This window comes from Ruegeria sp. BG10 (genome assembly GCF_056538575.1).
Map to the genome: position 1 here is coordinate 343488 of NZ_JBQFTI010000003.1, position 23336 is coordinate 366823.

19 protein-coding genes and 1 tRNA gene are annotated in these 23336 nt (G+C 61.5%); 18 read left to right on the plus strand and 2 right to left on the minus strand.

The genetic code is table 11. From position 1 onward, the window contains the following. Positions 1 to 114: 114 nt before the first annotated feature. The 13 genes from ACR0D8_RS15045 to ACR0D8_RS15105 all read left to right on the plus strand — a co-directional run bounded on the left by ACR0D8_RS15045 (position 115) and on the right by ACR0D8_RS15105 (position 13337). Positions 115 to 1083: a Bug family tripartite tricarboxylate transporter substrate binding protein gene (locus ACR0D8_RS15045; protein WP_480647667.1), complete on the plus strand. Its 969-nt coding sequence runs from the start codon at positions 115 to 117 to the stop codon at positions 1081 to 1083. Positions 1084 to 1165: 82 nt separating this feature from the next. Further along, positions 1166 to 1597, plus strand: coding sequence for a tripartite tricarboxylate transporter TctB family protein (locus ACR0D8_RS15050; RefSeq protein ID WP_475156453.1), 432 nt, complete (start codon positions 1166 to 1168; stop codon positions 1595 to 1597). Between the two features lie 10 nt (positions 1598 to 1607). Then, a complete protein-coding gene (locus tag ACR0D8_RS15055; protein ID WP_480647669.1) occupies positions 1608 to 3146 on the plus strand; it encodes a tripartite tricarboxylate transporter permease in 1539 nt (512 codons plus the stop codon). Positions 3147 to 3267: 121 nt separating this feature from the next. Next, on the plus strand, positions 3268 to 4356 hold the full coding sequence (locus ACR0D8_RS15060) for an MHYT domain-containing protein (RefSeq protein WP_480647671.1): 1089 nt from the start codon (positions 3268 to 3270) through the stop codon (positions 4354 to 4356). A 140-nt stretch (positions 4357 to 4496) separates the two neighbouring features. Further along, the gene (locus ACR0D8_RS15065) at positions 4497 to 5330 is read left to right on the plus strand and encodes an FAD binding domain-containing protein (protein ID WP_480647673.1); all 834 of its coding nucleotides are present in this window, start codon (positions 4497 to 4499) and stop codon (positions 5328 to 5330) included. Between the two features lie 13 nt (positions 5331 to 5343). Then, positions 5344 to 5838 carry a (2Fe-2S)-binding protein gene (locus ACR0D8_RS15070; protein WP_480647674.1) on the plus strand — a complete coding sequence of 165 codons (495 nt, stop codon included), beginning with the start codon at positions 5344 to 5346 and terminating at the stop codon, positions 5836 to 5838. Next, positions 5835 to 8252: an aerobic carbon-monoxide dehydrogenase large subunit gene (locus tag ACR0D8_RS15075; protein WP_480647676.1), complete on the plus strand. Its 2418-nt coding sequence runs from the start codon at positions 5835 to 5837 to the stop codon at positions 8250 to 8252. The genes ACR0D8_RS15070 and ACR0D8_RS15075 overlap by 4 nt, the downstream gene beginning before the upstream one ends. Positions 8253 to 8357: 105 nt before the next feature. Continuing rightward, positions 8358 to 9224 (plus strand): AAA family ATPase, encoded by an 867-nt coding sequence (locus ACR0D8_RS15080; RefSeq protein ID WP_480647678.1) that lies wholly within the window; start codon positions 8358 to 8360, stop codon positions 9222 to 9224. Further along, on the plus strand, positions 9224 to 10411 hold the full coding sequence (locus ACR0D8_RS15085) for a vWA domain-containing protein (RefSeq protein ID WP_480647679.1): 1188 nt from the start codon (positions 9224 to 9226) through the stop codon (positions 10409 to 10411). The genes ACR0D8_RS15080 and ACR0D8_RS15085 overlap by 1 nt, the downstream gene beginning before the upstream one ends. 11 nt (positions 10412 to 10422) lie before the next feature. After that, a complete protein-coding gene (locus tag ACR0D8_RS15090) occupies positions 10423 to 11235 on the plus strand; it encodes an XdhC family protein (protein ID WP_480647681.1) in 813 nt (270 codons plus the stop codon). 106 nt (positions 11236 to 11341) lie between these two features. Further along, complete coding sequence (locus tag ACR0D8_RS15095) at positions 11342 to 11794, plus strand: SRPBCC family protein (RefSeq protein ID WP_475156484.1); 453 nt, start codon at positions 11342 to 11344, stop codon at positions 11792 to 11794. 125 nt (positions 11795 to 11919) lie between these two features. After that, the gene (locus tag ACR0D8_RS15100; RefSeq protein WP_480647683.1) at positions 11920 to 12903 is read left to right on the plus strand and encodes a hypothetical protein; all 984 of its coding nucleotides are present in this window, start codon (positions 11920 to 11922) and stop codon (positions 12901 to 12903) included. Positions 12904 to 12941: 38 nt separating this feature from the next. Continuing rightward, a complete protein-coding gene (locus ACR0D8_RS15105; RefSeq protein WP_480647685.1) occupies positions 12942 to 13337 on the plus strand; it encodes a hypothetical protein in 396 nt (131 codons plus the stop codon). A 101-nt stretch (positions 13338 to 13438) separates the two neighbouring features. Here the strand turns inward: ACR0D8_RS15105 and ACR0D8_RS15110 are convergent. Next, positions 13439 to 13525 (minus strand) — tRNA-Leu (locus tag ACR0D8_RS15110). Positions 13526 to 13723: 198 nt separating this feature from the next. Here ACR0D8_RS15110 and ACR0D8_RS15115 point away from each other — a divergent pair. Next, entirely contained in the window at positions 13724 to 14707 is a 984-nt protein-coding gene (locus ACR0D8_RS15115; protein WP_480647687.1) for a complex I NDUFA9 subunit family protein, read from the plus strand. Here ACR0D8_RS15115 and ACR0D8_RS15120 read toward each other — a convergent pair whose 3' ends face one another. Further along, on the minus strand, positions 14708 to 15511 hold the full coding sequence (locus ACR0D8_RS15120) for an undecaprenyl-diphosphate phosphatase (protein ID WP_480647689.1): 804 nt from the start codon (positions 15509 to 15511) through the stop codon (positions 14708 to 14710). Positions 15512 to 15741: 230 nt separating this feature from the next. Here ACR0D8_RS15120 and ACR0D8_RS15125 point away from each other — a divergent pair, with 230 nt between their 5' ends. The 4 genes from ACR0D8_RS15125 (at position 15742) to ACR0D8_RS15140 (ending at position 23307) form a co-directional block, all read left to right on the plus strand. After that, on the plus strand, positions 15742 to 17175 hold the full coding sequence (locus ACR0D8_RS15125; protein WP_480647691.1) for an NAD(P)-dependent oxidoreductase: 1434 nt from the start codon (positions 15742 to 15744) through the stop codon (positions 17173 to 17175). Positions 17176 to 17204: 29 nt separating this feature from the next. Then, positions 17205 to 17642 carry a GFA family protein gene (locus ACR0D8_RS15130; protein ID WP_480647693.1) on the plus strand — a complete coding sequence of 146 codons (438 nt, stop codon included), beginning with the start codon at positions 17205 to 17207 and terminating at the stop codon, positions 17640 to 17642. Beyond that, a complete protein-coding gene (gene gltB / locus ACR0D8_RS15135; protein ID WP_480647695.1) occupies positions 17639 to 22171 on the plus strand; it encodes a glutamate synthase large subunit in 4533 nt (1510 codons plus the stop codon). Before ACR0D8_RS15130 ends, gltB begins: the two co-directional genes overlap by 4 nt. A gap of 185 nt (positions 22172 to 22356) precedes the next feature. Then, the gene (locus tag ACR0D8_RS15140; protein WP_480647697.1) at positions 22357 to 23307 is read left to right on the plus strand and encodes a Hint domain-containing protein; all 951 of its coding nucleotides are present in this window, start codon (positions 22357 to 22359) and stop codon (positions 23305 to 23307) included. Positions 23308 to 23336: the final 29 nt, after the last annotated feature.

Consider the following 23336-nt stretch of genomic DNA (forward strand, 5'->3'; position numbering starts at 1 on the left):
GCATTATTCGGTAAACAGGTTCAACCTGCAAGGAAAGGTCATGCGCCCATTCCCTGCGGGGACCGGTTTCGGCTGCGGGACAGCAGCCCAAAAAGACCTGAGGAGGAGACACGAATGAAACTGTTTGGAACCAGCGGCGCGATTGCGGCTGCTGTCTTTGCCCTGTCCGGCGTTGCCGCCAGCGCACAGGAATGTATCGCCCCCGCCAACCCCGGCGGCGGTTGGGATTTCACCTGCCGTCAGGTGGGTAAGTCGCTGCAGGATCTTGGTCTGATAGACCAGACCATGCAGGTCGTGAACCTTGCCGGCGGCGGTGGTGGTGTGGCCTTTGCCGAAGTGGTGAACAAGCGCGGCGAAGACAATGAACTGATCGTCGCGGCCAGCGCCGCCACCGCCACCCGGCTGGCGCAGGGGGCCTATCCGGGCAATTCGATGGATCAGGTGCGCTGGCTGGCTGCGATCGGCGCGGATTACGGCGTGATCGCCGTTGCGGCGGACAGCCCGGTCAACACGCTGCCCGAACTGCTGGACCAGATCAAAGCCGATCCGACGGCCGTGTCGGTCGCGGGCGGATCAGCCGTGGGTGGCTGGGACCACCTGAAGGTTCTGATCGCCGCAAATGCCTATGGCATCGACGATGTGCGCTCGGTCAAATACATCGCCTTTGACGGTGGTGGCGAGGCGGTGACGCAGTTGCTGGCCGGTTCGGTTCAGGCCTTCACCGGCGATATCTCGGAAGCCAAGGGATTTGTGGACTCCGGCGACATCAAGGTGGTCGCGGTGCTGGCCCCCGAACGTCTGCCCGGCGAGTTCGCTGAATTCCCGACCGCGAAAGAGCAGGGTGTGGACGCCATCGGGGCCAACTGGCGCGGCTTCTACGCTCCGGGCGGCATGACCGATGAGGCTTATGGCGACTGGGTTGGCAAGATCGGCGATCTTTATGCCTCGGACGAGTGGAAAGGCGTGATGGCCGCCAACGGTCTGGCCCCGCTGGACCTGCAGGGCGCTGCCTTCCAGGACTTCGTCGCTGAATCCGTCGGGCAGATTCAGACCATCTCGAAAGAGATCGGGATCATCAAATAGCACCACCACCCACAGGTATCCGGGCGCTGCGTTTGCCGCGGCGCCCGGATCAACAGATTTACCCGAACCAAAGGAGACACCGATGAGTGACCGCATCTTCGGGGTTGTCGGACTGCTTCTCGCCATCGGCTTCGCCATATCCGCACTGGCGATCGAAGAAAGCTTTTTGTCCGACGCCGTTGGACCCAAAGCCTTCCCGCTGATCATCGCCGCCATTCTGGGCCTGTCCAGCATCGTGATCGCCCTGCGCCCCGACGCCGAACCGGAATGGCCCGCGCTGGGCCGTCTGGTCGAGGTCGGCGCAGCCGTGGTCATGATGATCCTTTACGCCGAATTCCTGCCGGTGGTGGGTTTTGTCATCGCCACCGCCTTTGCCGCCACCTATCTGGCCTGGCGCCTGGGGTCCGGCCCGATTGAAAGCGTGGTGGTGGGCGTCGGCACGTCTTTGGGCATCTACGTCATCTTCCATCTGGTTCTGGGCCTGTCGCTGGCCCGCGGCCCGCTGGGATTCTGAGGAGGGGATCATGGAAACGCTTGCATCCCTGGGCGACGGCTTTGCCATTGCGCTGACATGGCAGAACCTGATGCTGGCCCTGCTGGGCTGTTTTCTGGGCACGATCATGGGCGCGTTGCCCGGTCTGGGCCCGTCAAATGGTGTCGCCATTCTGATCCCGCTGGCCTTCACGCTGGGTCTGGGCGCGACACCGTCGCTGATCCTGCTGACCAGTGTCTATTACGGGGCAATGTACGGCGGGCGGATCTCATCCATCCTGCTGAACATTCCCGGTGACGAGCCCGCCATGATGACCTGTCTCGACGGGCATCCCATGGCGAAAAAGGGTTTTGCCGGCGAGGCGCTGTCGCTGTCCGGCATCGCCTCATTCGTGGGCGCGTTTCTGGCCACATGGGGGCTGATCTTCCTGGCGCCGCAGCTAGTCAAGATCGCCCTGCTGTTCGGACCGGCCGAGTATTTCGCCCTGTTTGCGCTGGCCTTCATGACGCTGGGCGGCGTGTCCTCGACCAATCAGGCGAAATCGGCCTTTGCCGCAGCGCTGGGCCTTGGGTTGGCCACCATCGGTGTGGATACCCAGACCGGCGTACCGCGTTTCACCTTTGGCGAGGTGCACCTGTATGACGGCTTGGACTTCCTTGTGGCCATTGTTGGCCTGTTTGCCCTGTCCGAAGTGTTCATCTTTCTCGAACACCGCCACGGCGGCTCGGATGCGGAGGGGCGCAAGCTGAATATCGGCCGCCTCTACCCGCCGATGTCGATGATCCGAAGCTGCACGCCAACCATGCTGCGCACCTCGTTCCTTGGCTTCATCGCGGGCGTCCTGCCTGGGGCCGGCGCGTCACTGGGCTCGTTCATTTCCTATTCGATGGAGAAACGGCTGGTCGACAAGGAAAACACCTTCGGCACCGGCGATCCCCGTGGCGTGGCCGCGCCCGAGGCCGGCAACAACGCCGCCGCCGGGGGTGCCCTGGTGCCGATGCTGGCGCTGGGCGTGCCGGGGTCCGGGACCACGGCCGTCCTGCTGGCGGTGCTACTGGCGCTGAACATCACGCCCGGGCCTTTGCTGTTCACCCAGAACCCGGATGTGGTCTGGGGTCTGATCGCGGCACTGTTCATCGCCAACTTCATGCTGCTGGCAATGAACATCCCGATGGTCGGCCTGTTCACCCGCGTCCTTATGATCCCGTCGCGCATCCTGATGCCGATTGTGGCCATGGTCAGCTTTGTCGGCATCTACGGCATTTCGGGGTCCAGCTTTGATCTGCTGGTGATGATCGGGTTCGGCGTCATGGGCTGGGTTCTGCGCAAGCTGGACGTGCCGCTGGTGCCGATCATTCTGGGCACGCTTCTGGGCAACTCGATGGAGAACAACCTGCGCCGCGCGGTCACCATCGACAACGGCAACTGGTGGACCCTGATCGACAGCCCGCTGTCGATCGCCCTCTGGGCCATTGCCATCATCGGCTTTGTCCTGCCGCTGATCGTGGGTGCGCGGCTCAAGGCCAAGATGCACCAGCGCCGGGACGAGGAAGGCGCGATCAGCGACTGACGCAAACGGGGCCCGCCCTCGTGCAGGGGCGGCCCCGGCATTTCGTGACCATCAGCCAATTGTCGCAATCAAATCCGTTTGCTAACGTCGCCCTCGCGTCGGGGAGGGCGCGCAAACCCAAATGCTGGATTATTCCCATAACGCCTGGCTTGTGGCGGCGTCGCTGGCCGTGGCGCTGATGGCCGGATTTACCGGCCTCTATCTGACGCATGGCGCGTCCAGGCTGGACGATCAGCGGCGCAAGCTGGTCGTCGCGCTTGCTGCGGTCATTCTGGGCGGTGGCATCTGGTCCATGCACTTCGTGGCGATGCTGGGGCTGCAACTGCCGATCCTGTTCTACTACGATGCCCTGATCACGTTGATCTCTGCGCTGGTGGCTATCCTGATGGTGGGTCTGGCGCTGCTGCTGCTGCATTTCCGCCCCCGCAGCGGGCAAACGATGATCGGGGCCGGGGTTATCGTCGGTCTGGGCATTGTGGTGATGCATTATGTCGGCATGGCCGGGATGCAGCTGTGCCGCCCGGTCTACACCGCCTGGGACGTGGCGATTGCCACGCTGGCCTCGGTCGTGCTGTCTGTCATGGCGATCTGGGTGGCCTATGACAACCGCACCCAGCGCAACATCCTCCTGGGAACCGGGTGCTTCGGGTTGGCGGTGTTCACCATGCATTTCGTGGCCACTGGCCTGACCGATTTTGTCGCCAGCGACAGCGCGGGCGGGGCCGGGCCGGCGTTGAACAATCAGGTGCTGGCGATGGGGGTCACGGTGGCGGTGTTCCTGATCTGCGGGGCGTTCCTGCTGACCGGGATCAGTTTCATCGGGCCGGAACCCGGGGCAGGCACCGAACCTGCGCCCGAACCCGAGCCCGCCACCCTGCGCGCAGGCGTCCCGTTCGAGCGTGAAGGCCAGACCTTTTTCGCAACGCCCGCCCGGATTGCCGCCATCCGGGCCGAGGGGCACTATACCGTGCTCTATATGGGTGCGGAAAAGCTGTTCTGCCCCTGGTCGATCACCGAGGCCGAAGCGCGGCTGAAACCGGATGGCTTTCTGCGCGCCCATCGCAGCTATCTTGTGAACCCCAGCCATGTCTCGGGCTTTGAGCGGCACAAGGATAACGGCACCTGCTATTTCGACAGTGTCGACGCATTGGCCAAAGTGCCTGTCAGCCGATCCCGTCTGCCGGACATTCGCGACGCGCTGGGGCTTTGATCGCAGCTCGTGCGCCCTATTCGCAACTGGTGAAACAAGCGGCGCCCCCCGTTGCCTGTGACTGGAAGGCATAAGGCCGCAGCCGTTTTTCTGATCTCAGGTCCCCCAAGGCAGATCGCCCGGACCCAGGGAGGAAAAACATGATACCAGCCGGTTTTGAGTATCACCGGCCAGGCGATATCGCCTCGGCCATTGGCATCTTGCAGGAACACGGAGACGAGGCGCGCGTGCTTGCGGGAGGGCACAGCCTGATCCCGATGATGAAACTGCGCATGGCCGAGATGGGCCATCTGGTGGACCTGCAGGCCATAGACGAATTGAAGGGCATCGAGATCGGGTCTGACACCGTGACCCTGGGCGCGATGGTCACGCAGCACGAGTTGATCACGCATGACGGTCTGGCCGCCGTGATCCCGCTGATCCGCGAGGCGGCCTTGCAGATTGCTGACCCGCAGGTGCGGTATATGGGCACTGTCGGTGGCAACGTTGCCAATGGCGATCCGGGTAATGACATGCCGGGGCTGATGCAATGCCTGAACGCGACGTTTGAACTCTCTGGCCCGGATGGCGACCGCAGCGTCGCTGCACGTGACTTCTATGAGGCCGCCTATTTCACCGCCCGTGAGGACGAAGAGATTCTGACTCGCATATCAATCCCGGTGCCCGGCGCCGGTGTTGGACAGGCTTACGAGAAGCAAAAGCGCAAGATCGGCGACTATGCGACCGCAGCCGCTGCTGTGATGGTGGGCAACGGAACGGCCTCGGTCGCGATGACCAATCTGGCCGACACGCCCATCTGGTCCGAAAGCGCCAGCAGCGCCTTGGCGGGCGGGGATGTTGAGGGCTGCGTCGCGGCGATGCTCGACGCGATCGACCCGGTGGCTGACAACCGCGGCCCCGTCGAATTCAAGAAACACGTGGCCGCCGTGATGCTGCGCCGCGCCATCGACCGCGCGCACAGCCGCGCGGGTTGAGGGAGGGGAACCTATGTCGAAAATGCACGTCAAACTCACCGTGAACGGCAAGCAGGTCGAAGGACTGGCCGAGCCGCGCACGCTTCTGATCCACTTCCTGCGGGAAGACCTGAAAACCACCGGGCCTCATATTGGCTGCGAGACCAGCCATTGCGGGGCCTGCACTGTGGATATCGACGGTAAGTCCGTCAAATCCTGCACCACCTTCGTCGCGCAGGTGAACGGCGCAGAAATCACCACCGTCGAAGGGCTGACCAATGACGATGGCAGCCTGGGTGTGTTGCAGGAAATGTTCCGTGAACATCACGGGCTGCAATGCGGTTTCTGCACACCGGGCATGATCACTCGCGCGCATCGCTTGCTACAGGAAAACCCGAACCCGACTGAAGAAGATATCCGTTTTGGCATGGCCGGCAACCTGTGCCGCTGCACTGGCTACCAGAACATCGTCAAGGCGATCTCGGCCTCTGCCGACATGCTCAATGCACAGAAGGAGGCCGCGGAATGAACGACCAGACTCTGACCCCCGAAGAACGCGCCGCCAACCTCAAAGGCATGGGCTGTGCCCGCAAACGCGTCGAGGACGTGCGCTTTACCCAAGGCAAGGGCAACTATGTCGATGACTTCAAGCTGGACGGGATGCTGTTCGGCGATTTTGTGCGCTCCCCCTACGCACATGCCCGTGTTGTCAGCGTCAACAAAGAGGCAGCCTTGGCGCTGCCCGGTGTGATTGCTGTTTTGACGGCCGAAGACCTGTCGCCTTTGGGTCTGCACTGGATGCCGACGCTGGCGGGTGACAAGCAAATGGTGCTGGCCGATGGCAAAGTGCTGTTCCAGGGTCAGGAGGTGGCTTATGTGGTCGCCGAAGACCGGTACATCGCGGCGGATGCAGTGGAACTGGTCGAGGTTGAGTATGAAGAACTGCCCGTCCTCACCGATCCGTTTGAGGCGCTGAAATCGGACGTTGTTCTGCGCGAAGACCTCGAAGGTCAGACGGAGGGCGCGCATGGCCCCCGAAAGCACCACAACCATATCTTCACCTGGGAGCAGGGCGACAAAGACGCGACCGAAGCGGTTCTGGCCGAGGCTGACGTGGTTGCCGAGGAAATGGTCTATTACCACCGCACCCATCCCTGTCCGCTGGAAACTTGTGGCTGCGTGGCCTCGATGGACAAGGTGACCGGCAAGCTAACGCTCTATGGCACGTTTCAGGCCCCACACGCGATCCGGACGGTTGTGTCGCTGATCTCTGGTCTGGCCGAGCATAATATCCGCGTGATCAGCCCCGATATCGGTGGCGGTTTCGGCAACAAGGTCGGGGCTTATGCGGGCTATGTCTGTTCGGTTGTGGCGTCCATCGTGACCGGCAAGCCGGTGAAATGGGTCGAGGACCGGATGGAAAACCTGATGACCACTGCCTTTGCCCGCGATTACTGGATGCAGGGCAAGATTGCAGCCACGAAGGACGGTAAGATCACCGGCCTGTGGTGCCATACCACGGCGGATCACGGTGGTTTTGACGCCTGCGCTGATCCCACCAAATTCCCGGCCGGGTTCATGAACATCTGCACCGGGTCTTATGACATCCCCACCGCCTATCTGGCCGTCGATGGTGTCTATACCAACAAGGCGCCGGGCGGGGTGGCCTATCGCTGTTCCTTCCGCGTGACCGAGGCCGCCTATTTCATTGAACGGATGATCGAGGTTCTGGCCATCAAGTTGAACATGGATGCCGCCGAGCTTCGCCGGATCAACTTCATCAGGGCCGATCAGTTCCCATACCAGTCGGCGCTGGGCTGGGAATATGACTCGGGCGATTACCATACCGCCTGGGATAAGGCGCTGAAAGCTGTGGATTATGACGGTCTGCGCGCGGAACAGGCACAGCGGATCGAGGATTTCAAGGCCGTGAAAACCCGCAAGTTGCTCGGGATTGGCCTAACGCATTTCACGGAAATTGTGGGTGCAGGGCCGGTGAAGAACTGCGACATCCTCGGGCTGGGTATGTTCGACAGCTGCGAAATCCGCATCCACCCTACCGGGTCTGCCATCGCACGGCTGGGGACAATCAGTCAGGGTCAGGGCCATGCCACGACCTTTGCCCAGATCATCGCCAGTGAGATCGGCCTGCCCGCCGATGATATCACGCTGGAGGAAGGTGACACCGATACCGCGCCTTACGGGCTTGGCACATACGGGTCACGTTCTACTCCGGTTGCGGGGGCGGCAACGGCCATGGCTGCCCGCAAAATCCGCGCCAAGGCGCAGATGATCGCGGCTTACTTGCTTGAAGTCCACGACAACGACGTCGAATGGGACGTGGACCGGTTCGCCGTCAAAGGCGCGCCTGAGCGGTTCAAGACCATGAAGGAAATCGCCTTTGCCGCCTATAATCAGGCCATTCCGGGGTTGGAGCCGGGTTTGGAAGCCGTCAGCTATTATGACCCGCCGAACATGACCTATCCGTTCGGGGCCTATATCTGCGTCATGGAGATCGACGTGGATACCGGCGAATGGGAGGTGCGGCAGTTCTATGCGCTGGACGACTGCGGCACACGGATCAACCCGATGATCATCGAAGGGCAGGTCCATGGCGGCGTGACCGAGGCGCTGGCCATCGCAATGGGTCAGGAGATCGCCTATGATGAATTGGGCAATGTGAAGACCGGTACGCTGATGGACTTCTTCCTACCGACCGCGTGGGAGACCCCCAACTATACCACCGATCACACGGTGACACCGTCTCCGCACCATCCGATTGGTGCGAAAGGGGTGGGCGAGAGCCCGAATGTGGGCGGCGTGCCGGCGTTCTCGAACGCGGTGCATGATGCGTTCCGGCCCTTTGGCTTGGTGCAGAGCCATATGCCGCATGACCATTGGCGCATCTGGAAGATAGCGAACGGTCTGGGGCTGCACGGGTAATAGGTCTCGGACCGGCTTGCGCCGGTCAGACCGAACGGAGGGGGTTCTACCCCCTCCGAACCTCCCCCGAGGTATTAATAGCCAGATGAAGATTGGATCCTGGTTTTGACTTTGAGTGATGTACAAGACGGATTGTCCGCGCAGGGTTATGTCGCCGATGACCGGTTGGCGATGGCGCTGCATCTGGCGCAGGAGCTGGGGCGGCCTTTGTTGCTGGAAGGGCCGGCAGGCGTGGGCAAGACCGAAGTGGCCAAGGCACTGGCGGCGTGGCGGGATGCGCGCCTGATCCGGTTGCAATGCTATGAGGGGCTGGATGCCAGCCATGCCATCTATGAGTGGAACTACCAGCGGCAATTACTGGCAATTCGTGCGGGTGAAACGCAGGGTGGCGTCGGCGAGGCGCAGCTGTTTTCTGATGCGTATCTGCTGAAAAGGCCCTTGTTAGAGGCTATATCTGCTGACGCGCCTCCGGTACTGCTTATTGATGAGATTGATCGGGCGGATGAGGAGTTCGAGGCTTACCTGCTGGAGATCCTGTCCGATTTTCAGATCACCATCCCCGAACTGGGGACCATAAAGGCGCAGGTACGGCCGATCGTGATCCTGACTGCCAACGGAACGCGCGATTTGTCGGACGCGCTGCGGCGGCGGTGTTTGTACGGCTTCCTCGATTACCCGTCGCGCGAAACGGAGCTGGCGATCCTGCAGGCGCGCATGCCGCAGATCGAAGCGGTGTTGGCCCGGCAGATCGTCGGTGTCGTTCAGGCGCTGCGCAAGGAAGAGCTTGAGAAAAGGCCGGGCATTGCCGAGATGCTGGATTGGGCGGCGGCGCTGTCGGGCCTGGGCGTCAACGATCTGGCCAGATCGCGGGATGAGGTGCAGGCGACCCTTGTCTGTCTACTGAAGACCGCCGCGGATTACGACGCCGCGCCGCCAGAGGTGATGGATCGTCTGATCGGGAAGGTGGCGTGATGCGGGTCACGCGGTTTCCCTCGCGTGCTGCAGGATTGGCAGACCGCATGTCCGGCTTTATCGCGCATCTGCGCATGAACGGTATGCGGGTGGGACCGCGGGAAACCGGCGATGCGCTTGCGGCGCTGGCAGCGGTAGAAGCCACCGATGCGCATCAGGCGCGGCAGGCGCTGTGTGCCGTTCTGGCAGGTGATGCGGAAGACTGGCGCCGCTTTCACGACCTGTTTGACGCCTATTGGTTCAACTCCGGCAGGCACCGGCACGGATCGGCGCAAACCGAGCATGTCCGGGTGCAGGCCGCAAAACCGATGATCTGGCAACAGCCGGACAGTGACGCGGAAGAGGAGCACAACGGATCGGATCAGGCCACCGCTCCTGATCCGGGCGACAGGGAGGCTGTGGGGAGAGACGGGAAGCTGATCGCGACCCGTACGGCCAACCTGTCGCGCCGGGATCTGCGGGAATTGATGGATGAACAGGCTCTGAAACAGGCCGAAACGGTTGCATTGAACCTGGCGCGTGCAATTCGCGACCGCCGATCGCGCCGGCGCAGGCAATCCCTGCGCGGCCCGGCGCTGGACATGCGGCGGATACAGCGGGCCAGTCTTGCGCGTGGCGGAGAGCCGATGGACCTGTTCCGCCGCGCCCGGCCTCCACGCCCGATGCGGATCGTTGCGCTGTGCGATGTCAGCGGGTCGATGACCGTCTATGCGCGCGTCTTTCTGGCCTTTCTCAAAGGTCTAATCGGCAGTGACGCACAGGCGGATGCCTATTTGTTTCACACCCGCCTGATGCGCGTAACCGATGCGCTGCGCGACCACGACACATTGCGCGCGGCCGGGCGGCTGTCGCTGATGGCCGAGGGGTTCGGGGGCGGCACGGATATCTCGGGCAGTCTGGAGCGCTTTCTGGCCGGGTATGGAGCTCGGGCGCTGAACGGGCGGACCATCGTGCTGATCCTGTCCGACGGCTATTGCAGCTCGGACCCGCAGGCGCTGGGCGAGGTGCTGGCGCGCATCCGGCGCAAGGCGCGGCGGATCGTTTGGCTGAACCCGCTGAAGGGCTGGCAGAATTACCAGCCTGTCGCGGCAGCGATGCAGGCGGCTGAACCGCATCTGGACGCGCATTTGCCCGCCAATACGCTGGACGCGCTTGCGGCGCTGGAACCGCAGTTCCGAAGGTTGTGAAAGGACCCCGTATGGCAAGTTTCGACATATTCGACACAATCGAAGACCTGCGCCAATCCGGCGAGGGGTTTTGCATCGCCACGGTGTTGCGCACGGCGGATGCAACCTCGGCCAAGGCCGGGGGTAAGGCTGCGATCACAAAGGACGGACGCATTCTGGGCCATCTCGGCGGGGCTTGCGTTCAGCGCGCTGTGCAAAGCTCGGCACGGGCGGCGCTGGTCAGCGGTACGCCGCAGATGATCCGGGTGAAACCTTCGGAAAAGGTGGTGAACATGTCCGATCCTGACGGTGTGCAGACCTACAAAAGCGGATGCCCGTCCGGCGGCACCGTCGATCTGCTGGTGGAACCCTATCAGCCTGCGCCGCGTCTGGTGATCTTTGGAGACTCGCCCATTGCAGTTGCGCTGGCGGCGCATGGGGCGCTGGCGGGATTTCGCGTCAGCGTGACGGCAGAGGTCGAGACGGAAGGCGATTACGCACGGTTCACGCCGGAGACCATCGGGCAACTGCGCATCTCGGCGCGGGATTTCGTTGTCGTGGCCACGCAGGGGCGGGGTGATGCAGCTGCGTTGATGGCCGCGCTGCAAACGGATGCGGCGCGTGTTTCCATGGTGGCCAGCCGTAAAAAGGCTGATACGCTGGTCGCAAAGCTAATCGCGCAAGGGATGGATCCGGTGCGGGCGGCGCAGCTCAAATCTCCGGCGGGTCTGGATATTCACGCGATCGACCCGCATGAGATCGCCCTTTCGATTCTGGCCGAGGTTGTGCTGTGGCGAAACACCAACAAATCCACGGAGGCGTCCGATGATGAAAAATTTGCTTGATCGCCTGCGGTCCCTGTGGCCGGCCGGCCCCGAGCAATCTGCGGAACAGGCGGCCGAAACCGCGCTTTTGGTTTATCCGAGATGTTGTTGAACGAAGGAAACATGAATGGAACTCAGTGACGAAATCCGTATCGCGGCACCCCGGGATGTCGTGTATCAGGCTCTGAACAACCCCGACATTCTGCAGGAATGCATCCCCGGCTGCGAGGAACTGATCCAGAACTCACCGCAAGAGCTTGAGGCGAAAGTTGTCCTGAAGATCGGCCCGGTCAAGGCGCGGTTTGCCGGCGAGGTGACGCTGGACAATTCCAACGCGCCGGACGGGTTTTCCCTGACCGGCGAGGGCAAGGGCGGAGCGGCCGGGTTCGCCAAGGGCGGCGCCGAGGTGACACTGACAGAAGACGGCGCCGAGACGATTCTGGGCTATACGGCCAAAGTGGATGTGGGCGGAAAAATCGCGCAGCTCGGTAGCCGGCTGATCGCAGGGACGGCCAAGAAACTGTCAGGCAAATTCTTCACCCGGTTTGGCGAGATCGTCTCGGAACAATCGGTGTCCTGATATCGGGCAACCGCCGGGCCCGGCCCACAGGGGCCGCGCCCACAAAGCGCAATTCGGTTGACGGCAGCACCAATCGGCGCGATCACCTTGGCAGCAGGCGGATGATCCGGCAGCAGGAGGCCAGGGTGCAAAACCTAGCACAGTTGCAACAGTTGGAAGAGTGGCTGGCGATTAAGCCCGGCGATCTGCAAATGATCCGGCGGCTTGTCACGCTGCTGGATTTTTCCGGATCCCGGACCGCTCCGACCGGTGCCTTTGGCAAGGCGCAGGCTCGTATCGCCAAATCCCTGAAACCGGACTGGCGGTCGTCTTTTCTGAACCCCGCCGGCAACGCTGCCGCCTATGCGCAATGGCTGGACATTCTGAAATCCGCCCGGATCCGTCAGGCTGTACCGTTCGGTCAGGTCTTTTCCGGCCGGGTGATGACCATTCGCGGGCAGGATGTGCATTGTGGCGAAAAGTTGAAATTCTTCAAGGAAACCAGTGTGATCCCCGGCCTGTGCCATGATTGCTACAAGGTTCAGATATTGCCCGAAAACCTTGAGGCGATGTTTCAGACCTATTTCCTGCTGCTCAACCTCGACCTGCCCGGCGACAACGCCCGGAAATGCATGATCGAGCTGCGCGACGGCATCAAGTTTCCCTACAAGGCTTATATCTACTGCGAAAGCATCGCCGAGGCGCAGGCCTGCCGGACGGCGCTGTGCGATTTGCAGGCCCTGTTCGGAATTACCGGTGTGCACGCAAAGATATCGCATGGCTGTTCCGAGTACGGCCAGGAATACCCGGAGTTCAAATATTTGGATTCACCGGATCAGAAACCTTTCGAAACTCCGGCCGGGTGGCGGAAGATCGAAGACAGCTATTTCAGCGGGTTGAATCTTGCGGCCCCGCAGAGAAGAAGCAATACCAAGCCCCTGATCAGCCTGCGCGACGTCTTCGCGTTCCGGACATGGATCAAATATGCCGAGCTTATCGGCGATGAGAGCTGTCGCGCTTACATGGCCGCGAAGGGCCCCGATCTGCCCGCCCCGTTTGTGAATCGCGTCAAGGCGCAGGCCGCCATGCGGCATCGCGAAATGGCTGAGCTTGCCGCCCGCACGGATTGAAAGGTGACAGGACGCGAGCGAAGGTCGAAAGTGGGGACATGCGTGCGTTTGAAATTCTCTGGATCGTTCTCTTTCGGTTCGCGCCCCTGCCGAGGGTCTGGGCGATCTGCCTGATACTGGTAAATCTGGGATCTCTGTTCTTTCTCGATACGTTTTACGCACAGATGAACCTTATCGCGATCGGCGCGGGCATCGCCGTGATGATCGCCATCTATCTCAGGCTGGGCTTCGTCAGGCTGCTGGGCATCGGTCATGTCCTCTGGATTCCGATGATCGGGTATTTTCTGATGAACCTGCCGGACAGTATTTCCCAGCCGGGTCTTTACAACTGGGTTGTCCTACTGATCGCCTTCAACTCCGTTTCCCTGGTCATCGACGCCATCGACGTCTCACGCTTTCTCAGAGGAGAGCGCGAGCCACATTACAGATGGTAGGACCAAAGCCCGCAACCGGCCTGACGCGCAGGCTGCGAGTATCGGAAATCGACCCCGAAAGCTGCGCCAAAGCGTCGTTATTCTGTATCGTGTCGGGGATTTGGTGCCCAGGAGAGGACTCGAACCTCCACGTCCATACGGACACTAGCACCTGAAGCTAGCGCGTCTACCAATTCCGCCACCTGGGCAGGTGTCGTGGAGGGGCGTTTAAGCCTACTGGCGGGGGGCGTCAACCGGATTCGGGAAGTTTTTTGAAAGTTTTTTGACCCATGTCCGAAAGCGTCCTGATCGGGCAGGAATTTCGGCCCCGCGCGGCGTTATTGCGCCTTGTTTGCCGGGGCTTTGGGCGGTAGATCGGATCAGGACCCATCAGCAGGAGCCCACTCATGTCCAAACTGGTCACGATTTATGGCGGATCGGGATTTGTCGGTCGGTATATCGCACGGCGCATGGCGAATGAAGGGTGGCGCGTGCGGGTTGCGGTGCGGCGTCCGAATGAGGCGATGTTTGTCAAACCCTATGGCGTGGTCGGTCAGGTCGAGCCCATCCTGTGCAATATTCGCGACGATGCCTCAGTCGCGGCAGCGATGCATGGGGCGGATACGGTGGTTAACTGCGTGGGCGTGCTGAACGAACTGGGCAAGAATGCGTTTGACGCGGTTCAGGCCGAAGGGGCCGAGCGGATCGCGCGCCTGGCTGCCGAACAGGGCGTTGCGTGGATGGTGCATATCTCGGCCATCGGGGCGGATGCGGAGTCCGACAGCGAATATTCCCGCACCAAGGCGCAGGGTGAGGCCGGCGTACTGGCCCATATGCCGGATGCGGTGATCCTGCGGCCGTCGGTCATTTTCGGAACCGAGGATCAGTTCTTTAACCGCTTTGCCGGGATGACCCGTATGGGGCCGTTCCTGCCTCTGGTCGGTTCGGAAACCAAATTCCAGCCGGTCTATGTGGATGACGTGGCCAAGGCCGCGGTTCGGGGCGCTGTGGGTCAGGCAGAGGCCGGTACCTATGAGCTGGGCGGACCCGAGGTGAAAACCTTCCGCGCCCTGATGCAACAGATGCTTGAGGTCATCCATCGCCGCCGTGTCATCATTGGTATCCCTTTCTTTGCGGCGCGGATCATGGCGGGCCTGCTGGATATTGCGAAATTCGTCAGTTTTCAGCTGTTCCCGAACCATATCCTGACCCGGGATCAGCTGAAAAACCTGCGCCGCGACAATGTGGTGACCGACGGGGCCAAGGGGTTTGCCGATCTGGGGATCGAGCCCGCTACGCTGGAATCGGTGCTGCCCGATTACCTGTGGAAATTCCGCCCCTCGGGCCAGTATGACGAAATTCAGAAGTCGGCCGACAACCTGCGGACCTGATCAGCTATAGGCGATGACCAGCAGGATCGCGCCCAGAACCACGCGATAGATGACATAGGGCGTAAAACTGATGCTGCGCAGCAGACGCATCATCAGAGCCAAAGCCAGCAGCGCCGAGACAAAGGCGAAAAAGGCGGCGATTGCGCCGTCTTTGGCCAATTGGGCGTCCGCCTCGCGGATCACATCGGCAGAGAGCAGAACACCCGATGCCAGAATGGTCGGAATCGACATCAGCATGGCGATGCGCGCGCCGTCTTCCCGCGTATACCCAAGCTGCCGCGCCCCGGTGATCGTAATGCCCGAGCGCGAGGTGCCGGGGATCAGCGCCAGTGCCTGCCACAACCCCAGTATCACCGCGTCCCGCAGGCTCCAGTCGCTGCTGCGTTTGGTTTGCGGGCCTTTCTGATCCATCCAGTACAGCAACAGACCGAACCCAAGCATGGTCCAGCCGATCACTGCCATCGAACGCAGCGATTGGCTGTACCCCGTTTTGAACAGGATGGCGCCGATCACGACCGTCGGAATGGTTGCGATGATCAGGCACATGGCCAGGCGCGCCTGTGCCGTGTCGGTTCGCCCGGTCAGGGCGCGCGGCAGGCCCGCGAGCGCCTGTTTCACGTCCGACCAGAAATACAGAATCACCGCGCCCAGCGTGCCGACATGCACGGCGACATCGATGGCCAGCCCCTGGTCGTCCATCCCGGTCAGGCTGGGCAGCAGGATCAGATGGCCCGAGGAAGAGACCGGCAGAAATTCAGTGATGCCCTGAATAATCGCCGCGAGAATCAACTGAAAAAGACTCATTCTACTGCCCGTGCTGCCGTCACGTGTTGTTTGTGATCAATGGGTATAAGTGTGGTGCGGAAAAGGAAAGCGCACATATAGGTCCGATTCGGAACTAAAAACATGGAATTTTTCCGCCGAGTTGACCGGTTTGCTAAAATTTTTTCAAACTAGGTCAGTAGGATTGACTTTTCATCCGACCGTGCATCTCTTAAAGAAACCCGACCAAGCCAATTCATGGAGTCTGACCCGTGGCCAAGCAACCGATGCTGAAATTTGTGCAGATCGACCGCGTCATGCCGGAAAAGCGTGCCGCAGGTGACCGCAAGGACGACTTTGCCGAAATCTATGCTGAATTCGCGGCGGACAAGGCGGCAGAGCAGGCCAGCCGGTGCAGTCAGTGCGGTGTGCCCTATTGTCAGTCGCACTGCCCGTTGCACAACAATATCCCGGATTGGCTGAACCTGACCGCAACGGGGCGTCTGGAAGAGGCTTATCAGACCAGTCAGGCCACCAACACCTTCCCCGAGATTTGCGGCCGCATCTGCCCGCAGGACCGCCTGTGTGAAGGCAATTGCGTGATCGAACAATCGGGCCATGGCACCGTCACCATCGGCACGATCGAGAAATACATTACCGACACCGCCTGGGACAAAGGTTGGGTCAAGCCCGTCGCGCCCGCCGCTGAACGTGGCGAAAGCGTTGGTATCATCGGCGGCGGTCCCGGTGGTCTGGCGGCGGCGGATATGCTGCGCCGCGCCGGAATTCAGGTCACTGTCTATGACCGCTATGACCGTGCCGGCGGGTTGCTGATGTACGGCATTCCGGGCTTCAAGCTGGAAAAAGACGTCGTGCAGCGCCGCAATGACCTGCTGGCAGACGGCGGGGTCAATTTCGTTCTGAACTGCGATGTGGATGCGGGCAAGTTCGAAGAAATTCGCGCCAGCCACGACGCGGTGATCGTTGCGACGGGTGTCTATAAATCTCGCGACCTGTCCATGCCCGGCAGCGGACTGGCCGGGATCGAGAAAGCCATCGACTTTCTGACCGCCTCGAACCGCAAGAGCTTTGGTGACGCGGTCGAAGATTTCGACAATGGCCGCCTGAATGCTGACGGCAAGAAAGTTGTGGTGATCGGCGGCGGTGACACCGCGATGGACTGTGTGCGCACCTCGATCCGTCAGGGCGCCACCTCGGTCAAATGTCTGTATCGCCGCGACCGCGCGAATATGCCCGGTTCGCAGCGAGAAACCCAGAATGCCGAGGAAGAGGGCGTGATCTTTGAATGGCTGAGCGCCCCCAAAGGGTTCACCGGGGATGACACGGTGACCGGTGTGATGGTGCAGAAGATGCGCCTGGGTCAGCCGGACGCAACCGGCCGTCAGGCGCCCGAAGTGATCGAAGGCGCGGATTATGTCGAAGAGGCCGATCTGGTGATCAAGGCGCTGGGGTTCGAGCCCGAAGACCTGCCCACCCTGTTCGGCCAGCCCGATCTGCCCGTGACCCGCTGGGGCACCGTCAAGGCGGCGTTCCAGACCGGTGAGACCGAGATGGACGGCGTTTATGCCATCGGTGACATCGTGCGCGGTGCGTCGCTGGTTGTCTGGGCGATCCGCGACGGGCGCGACTGCGCTGACGCGATCATCGACCGGTTCAACAGCAAGGCTGCCGTCGCGGCCGAATAAGTCCAAGCCCAGCGACAGGAGGGTCGGGAATGCCCGAATTGCAAGGCCAATGTATGTGCGGCGCGGTCACGGTGACCGCAACCCCGGCGCGGGATGCGCTGGGTGCCTGCCATTGCGATCAATGCCGCCGCTGGACCAGTTCCATGCTGGTGACGTTTCAGGCCGAGCCGGGCTATGCCGCGCTGGGTCCGGTGAAAACCTTTACCTCGTCCGATTGGGCCGAGCGTGCGTTCTGCGCCGAATGCGGCTCGGCGCTGTGGTACCGGATCACCTTGCAGGGCGAGATGCACGGACACACGCAAATGGCCGCCGGGCTGTTCGACAACGGCACCGGCAGCCCCCTGAAACTTGAACTCTATATCGACAAGAAGCCCGAGGGGTACGCGTTCGAAGGCGAACGCAAGCAGATGACCAAGGCGCAGGTCGAAGCCATGTATGCCCTGCCGGAAGAAGGAGACAGCCAATGACCAGATACGATGCCGATTGGGTGCGGGCCGAGGAAGCCAAGCGCAAATGGATGGCGGAAAACGGTCTCTATTCCGAAGGGGAAGAGCATTCCTCTTGCGGTGTGGGCCTGGTGGTTTCGGTCGATGGCAAGCCGTCGCGTAAGGTCGTCGACGCAGGCATCGACGCGCTGAAGGCGATCTGGCACCGCGGTGCGGTGGACGCCGATGGCAAGACCGGCGATGGCGCGGGGATCCATGTGCAGATCCCGGTACCGTTCTTCTATGACCAGATCCGCCGTACCGGGCATGAGCCGAACCTGGACGAACTGATCGCGGTCGGTCAGGTGTTCCTGCCCCGCACGGATTTTGGCGCGCAGGAAAGCTGTCGGACCATCGTGGAAACCGAAGTTCTGCGGATGGGCTATTACATCTATGGCTGGCGCCACGTACCGGTGGACGTGACTTGTCTGGGTGAAAAGGCCAACGCGACCCGGCCCGAGATTGAGCAGATCCTGATCTCGAACTCGAAAGGTGTGGATGAAGAAACCTTCGAGCGGGAGCTATATGTCATCCGCCGGCGCATCGAAAAGGCTGCGGCTGCCGCGGGTATCTCCGGCCTGTATCTGGCGTCGCTCTCCTGCCGTTCGATCATCTACAAGGGCATGATGCTGGCCGAGCAGGTCGCCGTGTTCTATCCCGATCTGATGGATGAGCGGTTTGAATCCGCATTCGCCATCTATCACCAGCGTTATTCCACCAACACCTTCCCGCAATGGTGGCTGGCGCAACCTTTCCGCATGCTGGCCCATAACGGTGAGATCAACACGCTGAAGGGCAACATCAACTGGATGAAAAGCCATGAGATCCGCATGGCCAGTGGCACCTTTGGCGACTATGCCGAAGACATCAAGCCGATCATCGCGGGTGGATCGTCGGATTCTGCCGCATTAGACTCGGTTTTTGAGGTTCTGGTGCGCGCCGGTCGCTCGGCTCCGATGGCGAAAACCATGCTGGTGCCGGAAAGCTGGTCCAAGCAGGCGGTGGAGCTGCCGCAGGCATGGCGCGACATGTATTCCTACTGCAACTCGGTGATGGAACCGTGGGACGGCCCCGCCGCGCTGGCGATGACCGATGGCCGCTGGGTCTGCGCCGGTCTGGACCGGAACGGCTTGCGCCCGATGCGCTATGTGGTGACGGGCGATGGTCTGGTCATTGCGGGCTCCGAAGCGGGCATGGTGCCAATCGATGAGGCATCGGTGACCGAAAAAGGTGCGCTGGGCCCGGGTCAGATGCTGGCCGTGGACATGAAGAAGGGCAAGCTGTACCGCGACACGCAGATCAAGAACAAGCTGGCAAGCGCGCTGCCGTTTGGCGAGTGGGTCGGCAAGATCAACGATCTGGATGACGCCCTGGCCGGGGTCACCGAAACCGCGCTGTATTCGGGTGAGGAACTGCGCAATCGCCAGATCGCGGCCGGCTATTCGGTCGAGGAACTGGAGCAAATCCTTGCCCCGATGGCCGAAGACGGCAAAGAGGCGCTGGCTTCGATGGGTGATGACACGCCGTCGGCGGTGCTGTCGAAACAATACCGCCCGCTCAGTCATTTCTTCCGGCAGAATTTCAGCCAGGTGACCAACCCGCCCATCGACAGCCTGCGCGAATATCGGGTGATGTCTCTGAAAACGCGGTTCGGAAACCTGAAAAACGTGCTGGATGAGGACAGCAGCCAGACCGAGATCGTTGTGCTGGGCAGCCCCTTTGTGGGCAATGCGCAATGGGACAAGCTGGTGGAAACCTTTGGCTCTCCGCTGGCCGAGATCGACTGTAGCTTTGAACCCGGCAGGGGCGCGCTGAGCGCCGCTTTGGCCCGTGTCAGAGCCGAAGCAGAAGAGGCCGTGCGGTCCGGCGCAGGGCATCTGGTGCTGTCGGACATGAATTCGGGTCCGGGGCGCGTGGCGATGCCGATGATTCTGGCCACCAGCGCGGTGCATTCGCATCTGACCCGCCAAGGGCTGCGGACATTCTGTTCGCTGAACGTGCGGTCCGCCGAATGTGTCGACCCGCATTATTTTGCCGTTCTGATCGGCTGTGGTGCGACCGTGGTGAACGCCTATCTGGCCGAGGATTCGCTGGCCGACCGCATCGACCGCGGGCTGCTGGACGGTACCCTGACCGAAAACGTCGCCCGCTATCGCGAAGCGATTGATCAGGGTCTGCTGAAGATCATGGCCAAGATGGGGATTTCGGTGATCTCATCCTATCGCGGCGGTCTGAACTTTGAGGCCGTGGGACTCAGCCGCGCCATGGTAGCCGAGTATTTCCCCGGCATGACCAGCCGGATTTCGGGTATCGGCGTGACCGGTATCCAGACCAAGGTCGAGGAAATCCACGCCAAGGGCTGGGACAGCGGTCTGGACGTGCTGCCCATCGGCGGGTTCTACAAGGCGCGCAAGTCGGGTGAAACCCACGCGTGGGAAGCGACCTCGATGCACATGATGCAGATGGCCTGCAACCGTGCGTCCTATGAGCTGTGGAAGCAGTTTTCTGCCAAGATGCAGTCGAATCCGCCCATCCACCTGCGCGACCTGATGGATTTCAAACCGTTGGGCAATCCGATCCCGATTGAAGAGGTGGAATCGATCACCTCGATCCGCAAGCGCTTTGTCACGCCGGGCATGAGCTTGGGCGCGCTGAGCCCCGAGGCACACAAGACGCTGAACGTCGCAATGAACCGGATCGGGGCCAAGTCGGACTCGGGTGAGGGTGGCGAAGACCCGGCGCATTTCGTGCCCGAGCCCAACGGCGACAACCCGTCGGCCAAGATTAAACAGGTGGCATCGGGCCGGTTCGGCGTGACCGCCGAGTACCTGAACCAGTGTGAAGAGCTGGAGATCAAGGTCGCCCAGGGTGCGAAGCCCGGCGAGGGTGGGCAGCTACCGGGCATGAAGGTCACCGACCTGATCGCGCGTCTGCGGCACTCGACCAAGGGCGTCACGCTGATCTCGCCGCCGCCGCACCACGATATCTATTCGATCGAGGATCTGGCGCAGCTGATCTATGACCTGAAACAGATCAACCCGCGCTGCAAGGTGACGGTGAAACTGGTGGCATCCTCGGGCGTTGGCACGATTGCTGCCGGTGTGGCCAAGGCGAAAGCGGATATTATCCTGATTTCGGGTCACAATGGCGGTACAGGCGCTTCACCCGCGACCAGCATCAAATACGCTGGTCTGCCGTGGGAGATGGGCCTGACCGAGGCGCATCAGGTTCTGGCGATGAACAACCTGCGCGACCGCGTGACCTTGCGCACCGATGGCGGCCTGCGGACCGGGCGCGACATTGTCATGGCCGCGATGATGGGCGCTGAGGAATACGGTATCGGCACCGCTGCCCTGATCGCGATGGGCTGTATCATGGTGCGTCAGTGCCAGTCGAACACCTGCCCGGTTGGCGTCTGCACGCAGGACGAATCCCTGCGTGCCAAGTTCACCGGCAATGCGGACAAGGTGGTCAACCTGATCACTTTCTACGCGCAGGAAGTGCGGGAAATCCTTGCCAGCCTGGGTGCACGGTCTGTCGATGAGATCATCGGGCGGGCCGATCTGCTGGCACAGGTCAGTCGCGGTTCGGCGCATCTGGACGATCTGGACCTCAACCCGCTGCTGATCACCGTCGATGGCGCGCATGACATCGTGTACAACCGCGACAAGGATCGGAATGCTGTGCCGGATACGCTGGACGCCGAGATCGTGCGCGACGCGGCACGGTTCCTGAAGGACGGCGAAAAGATGCAGCTGTCTTATGCGATCCAGAACACGCACCGGACCGTGGGCACGCGGGTGTCCAGCCATATCGTGCAGAATTTCGGGATGCGGAACACGTTCCAATCGGACCACCTGCACGTCAAACTTCAGGGCTCGGCCGGCCAGTCACTGGGGGCCTTTGCCGCTCCGGGGCTGAAGCTGGAAGTATCCGGGGACGCCAACGACTATGTCGGCAAGGGTCTGTCGGGCGGCACCATCGTGGTGCGGCCGCCGCAGGTCAGCCCGTTGAAGGCGGATGACAACACCATCATTGGCAACACGGTGCTTTATGGGGCCACCGATGGCCACCTGTTCGCTGCCGGGCGCGCCGGTGAGCGGTTCGCCGTGCGGAACTCGGGCGCGACAGTGGTGATCGAGGGCTGTGGCTCCAACGGGTGCGAATACATGACCGGTGGCGTCGCGGTGATCCTGGGCGGTATCGGGGCCAACTTTGGCGCAGGTATGACCGGTGGCATGGCCTACCTGTACGACCCCGAGGGCAAGGCCGAGCAGCTGATGAACATGGAAACGCTGGTGACCTGTCCGGTGACAGTCGACCATTGGGAGGATCAGCTGAAATCGCTGATCGAAACCCATCAGGCCGAAACCTACAGCCGCAAGGCCGCCGATATCCTGCAGCATTGGGAGGTTGAAAGAACCAACTTCCTGCAGGTCTGCCCGAAAGAGATGCTGAACAAGCTCAGCCATCCGCTGTCCGCCGAAGTGGCTGCTGTTCCGGCCGAATAAGGGCGCAACGCAACCTGATCCAGAAACCCGCGTGTCACAAGAAACACGCGGGTTTTATCTATTTTAAGCCGCGCGAATCGCATTTATTGCGTTTTTTCTCGGATCGCGCCTAGCTATGGCCACAGTTTCTTCGGGATTTGCTGTCATGCTGTATCCCGGTTTTGCGAGTTTGCAGGAGCAGTTGAATGCCGACGACCTACATAGATCAGTTTTTTGTGCTCGACCCGGCCAATCCGGGCGCGAACGGTACGGTGGTTGGAACACCCCTGACCGTGCAGAAATTCGACATCGTGGATCAGAACGATGACGACCTGATCAACCGGCTGAACGACGATTCGGTGGACGGTTCCGATATTACCGCGTCGTATTTCGATGACACGGTGACGATCGAACTGTCCGATGGTACGCAGGTCACCTATACCGGTGTGACCTTTTATCTGGCCGACGGGCGCGAGGTGTTCACCCCCACTGACGGGCAGGTCCTGCAAAACGGAACCTTTGTCAGCTCAACCGCCACGGATTTCAGCGATACCGGCGGGTCGTTCGGTTCGGTCGATATCAACAATGACGAACTGGGCCCGCCCTGTTTCACGCCCGGAACCCTGATCGAAACGCCGGATGGTCCGCGCCCGGTCGAGGATTTGAAGCCCGGGGAACTGATCACCACCGTGGATAATGGCCCGCAACCCCTGTTGTGGGTCGGGCGCACCCGCGTCAAGGCGGAAGGCAAGCTTGCGCCGATCCGGTTCGAGGCGGGCGTTTTGGGTCTGGAACACCCGCTGACAGTGTCACCGCAGCACCGGATGCTGGTCGAAGACTGGCGCGCGCCTTACCTGTTCGGCCATTCCGAAGTTCTGATCGCTGCGCATTCGCTGGTCAACGGCGACAGCGTAACCCGGGTCGAAGGCGGCAAGGCCGACTATATCCACCTGCTGTTTTCCCGGCATGAGATCGTGATCGCCAACGGGGCGAAAAGCGAAAGCTATTATCCCGGCCACGCGGTCACCCAATCCGACCGCGAAACGCAGGCCGAGGTTTTGCGCCTGTTCCCCGAACTGCGCGCCCGAAACCCGGTTTTGCCGGAAACCGCGCGCCCGGTCGTGCGCCCGCGCGAGGCGCGCGCGCTGGCGATATAAACCGTTCCAAACGGTCGCGGCGCGTCGTA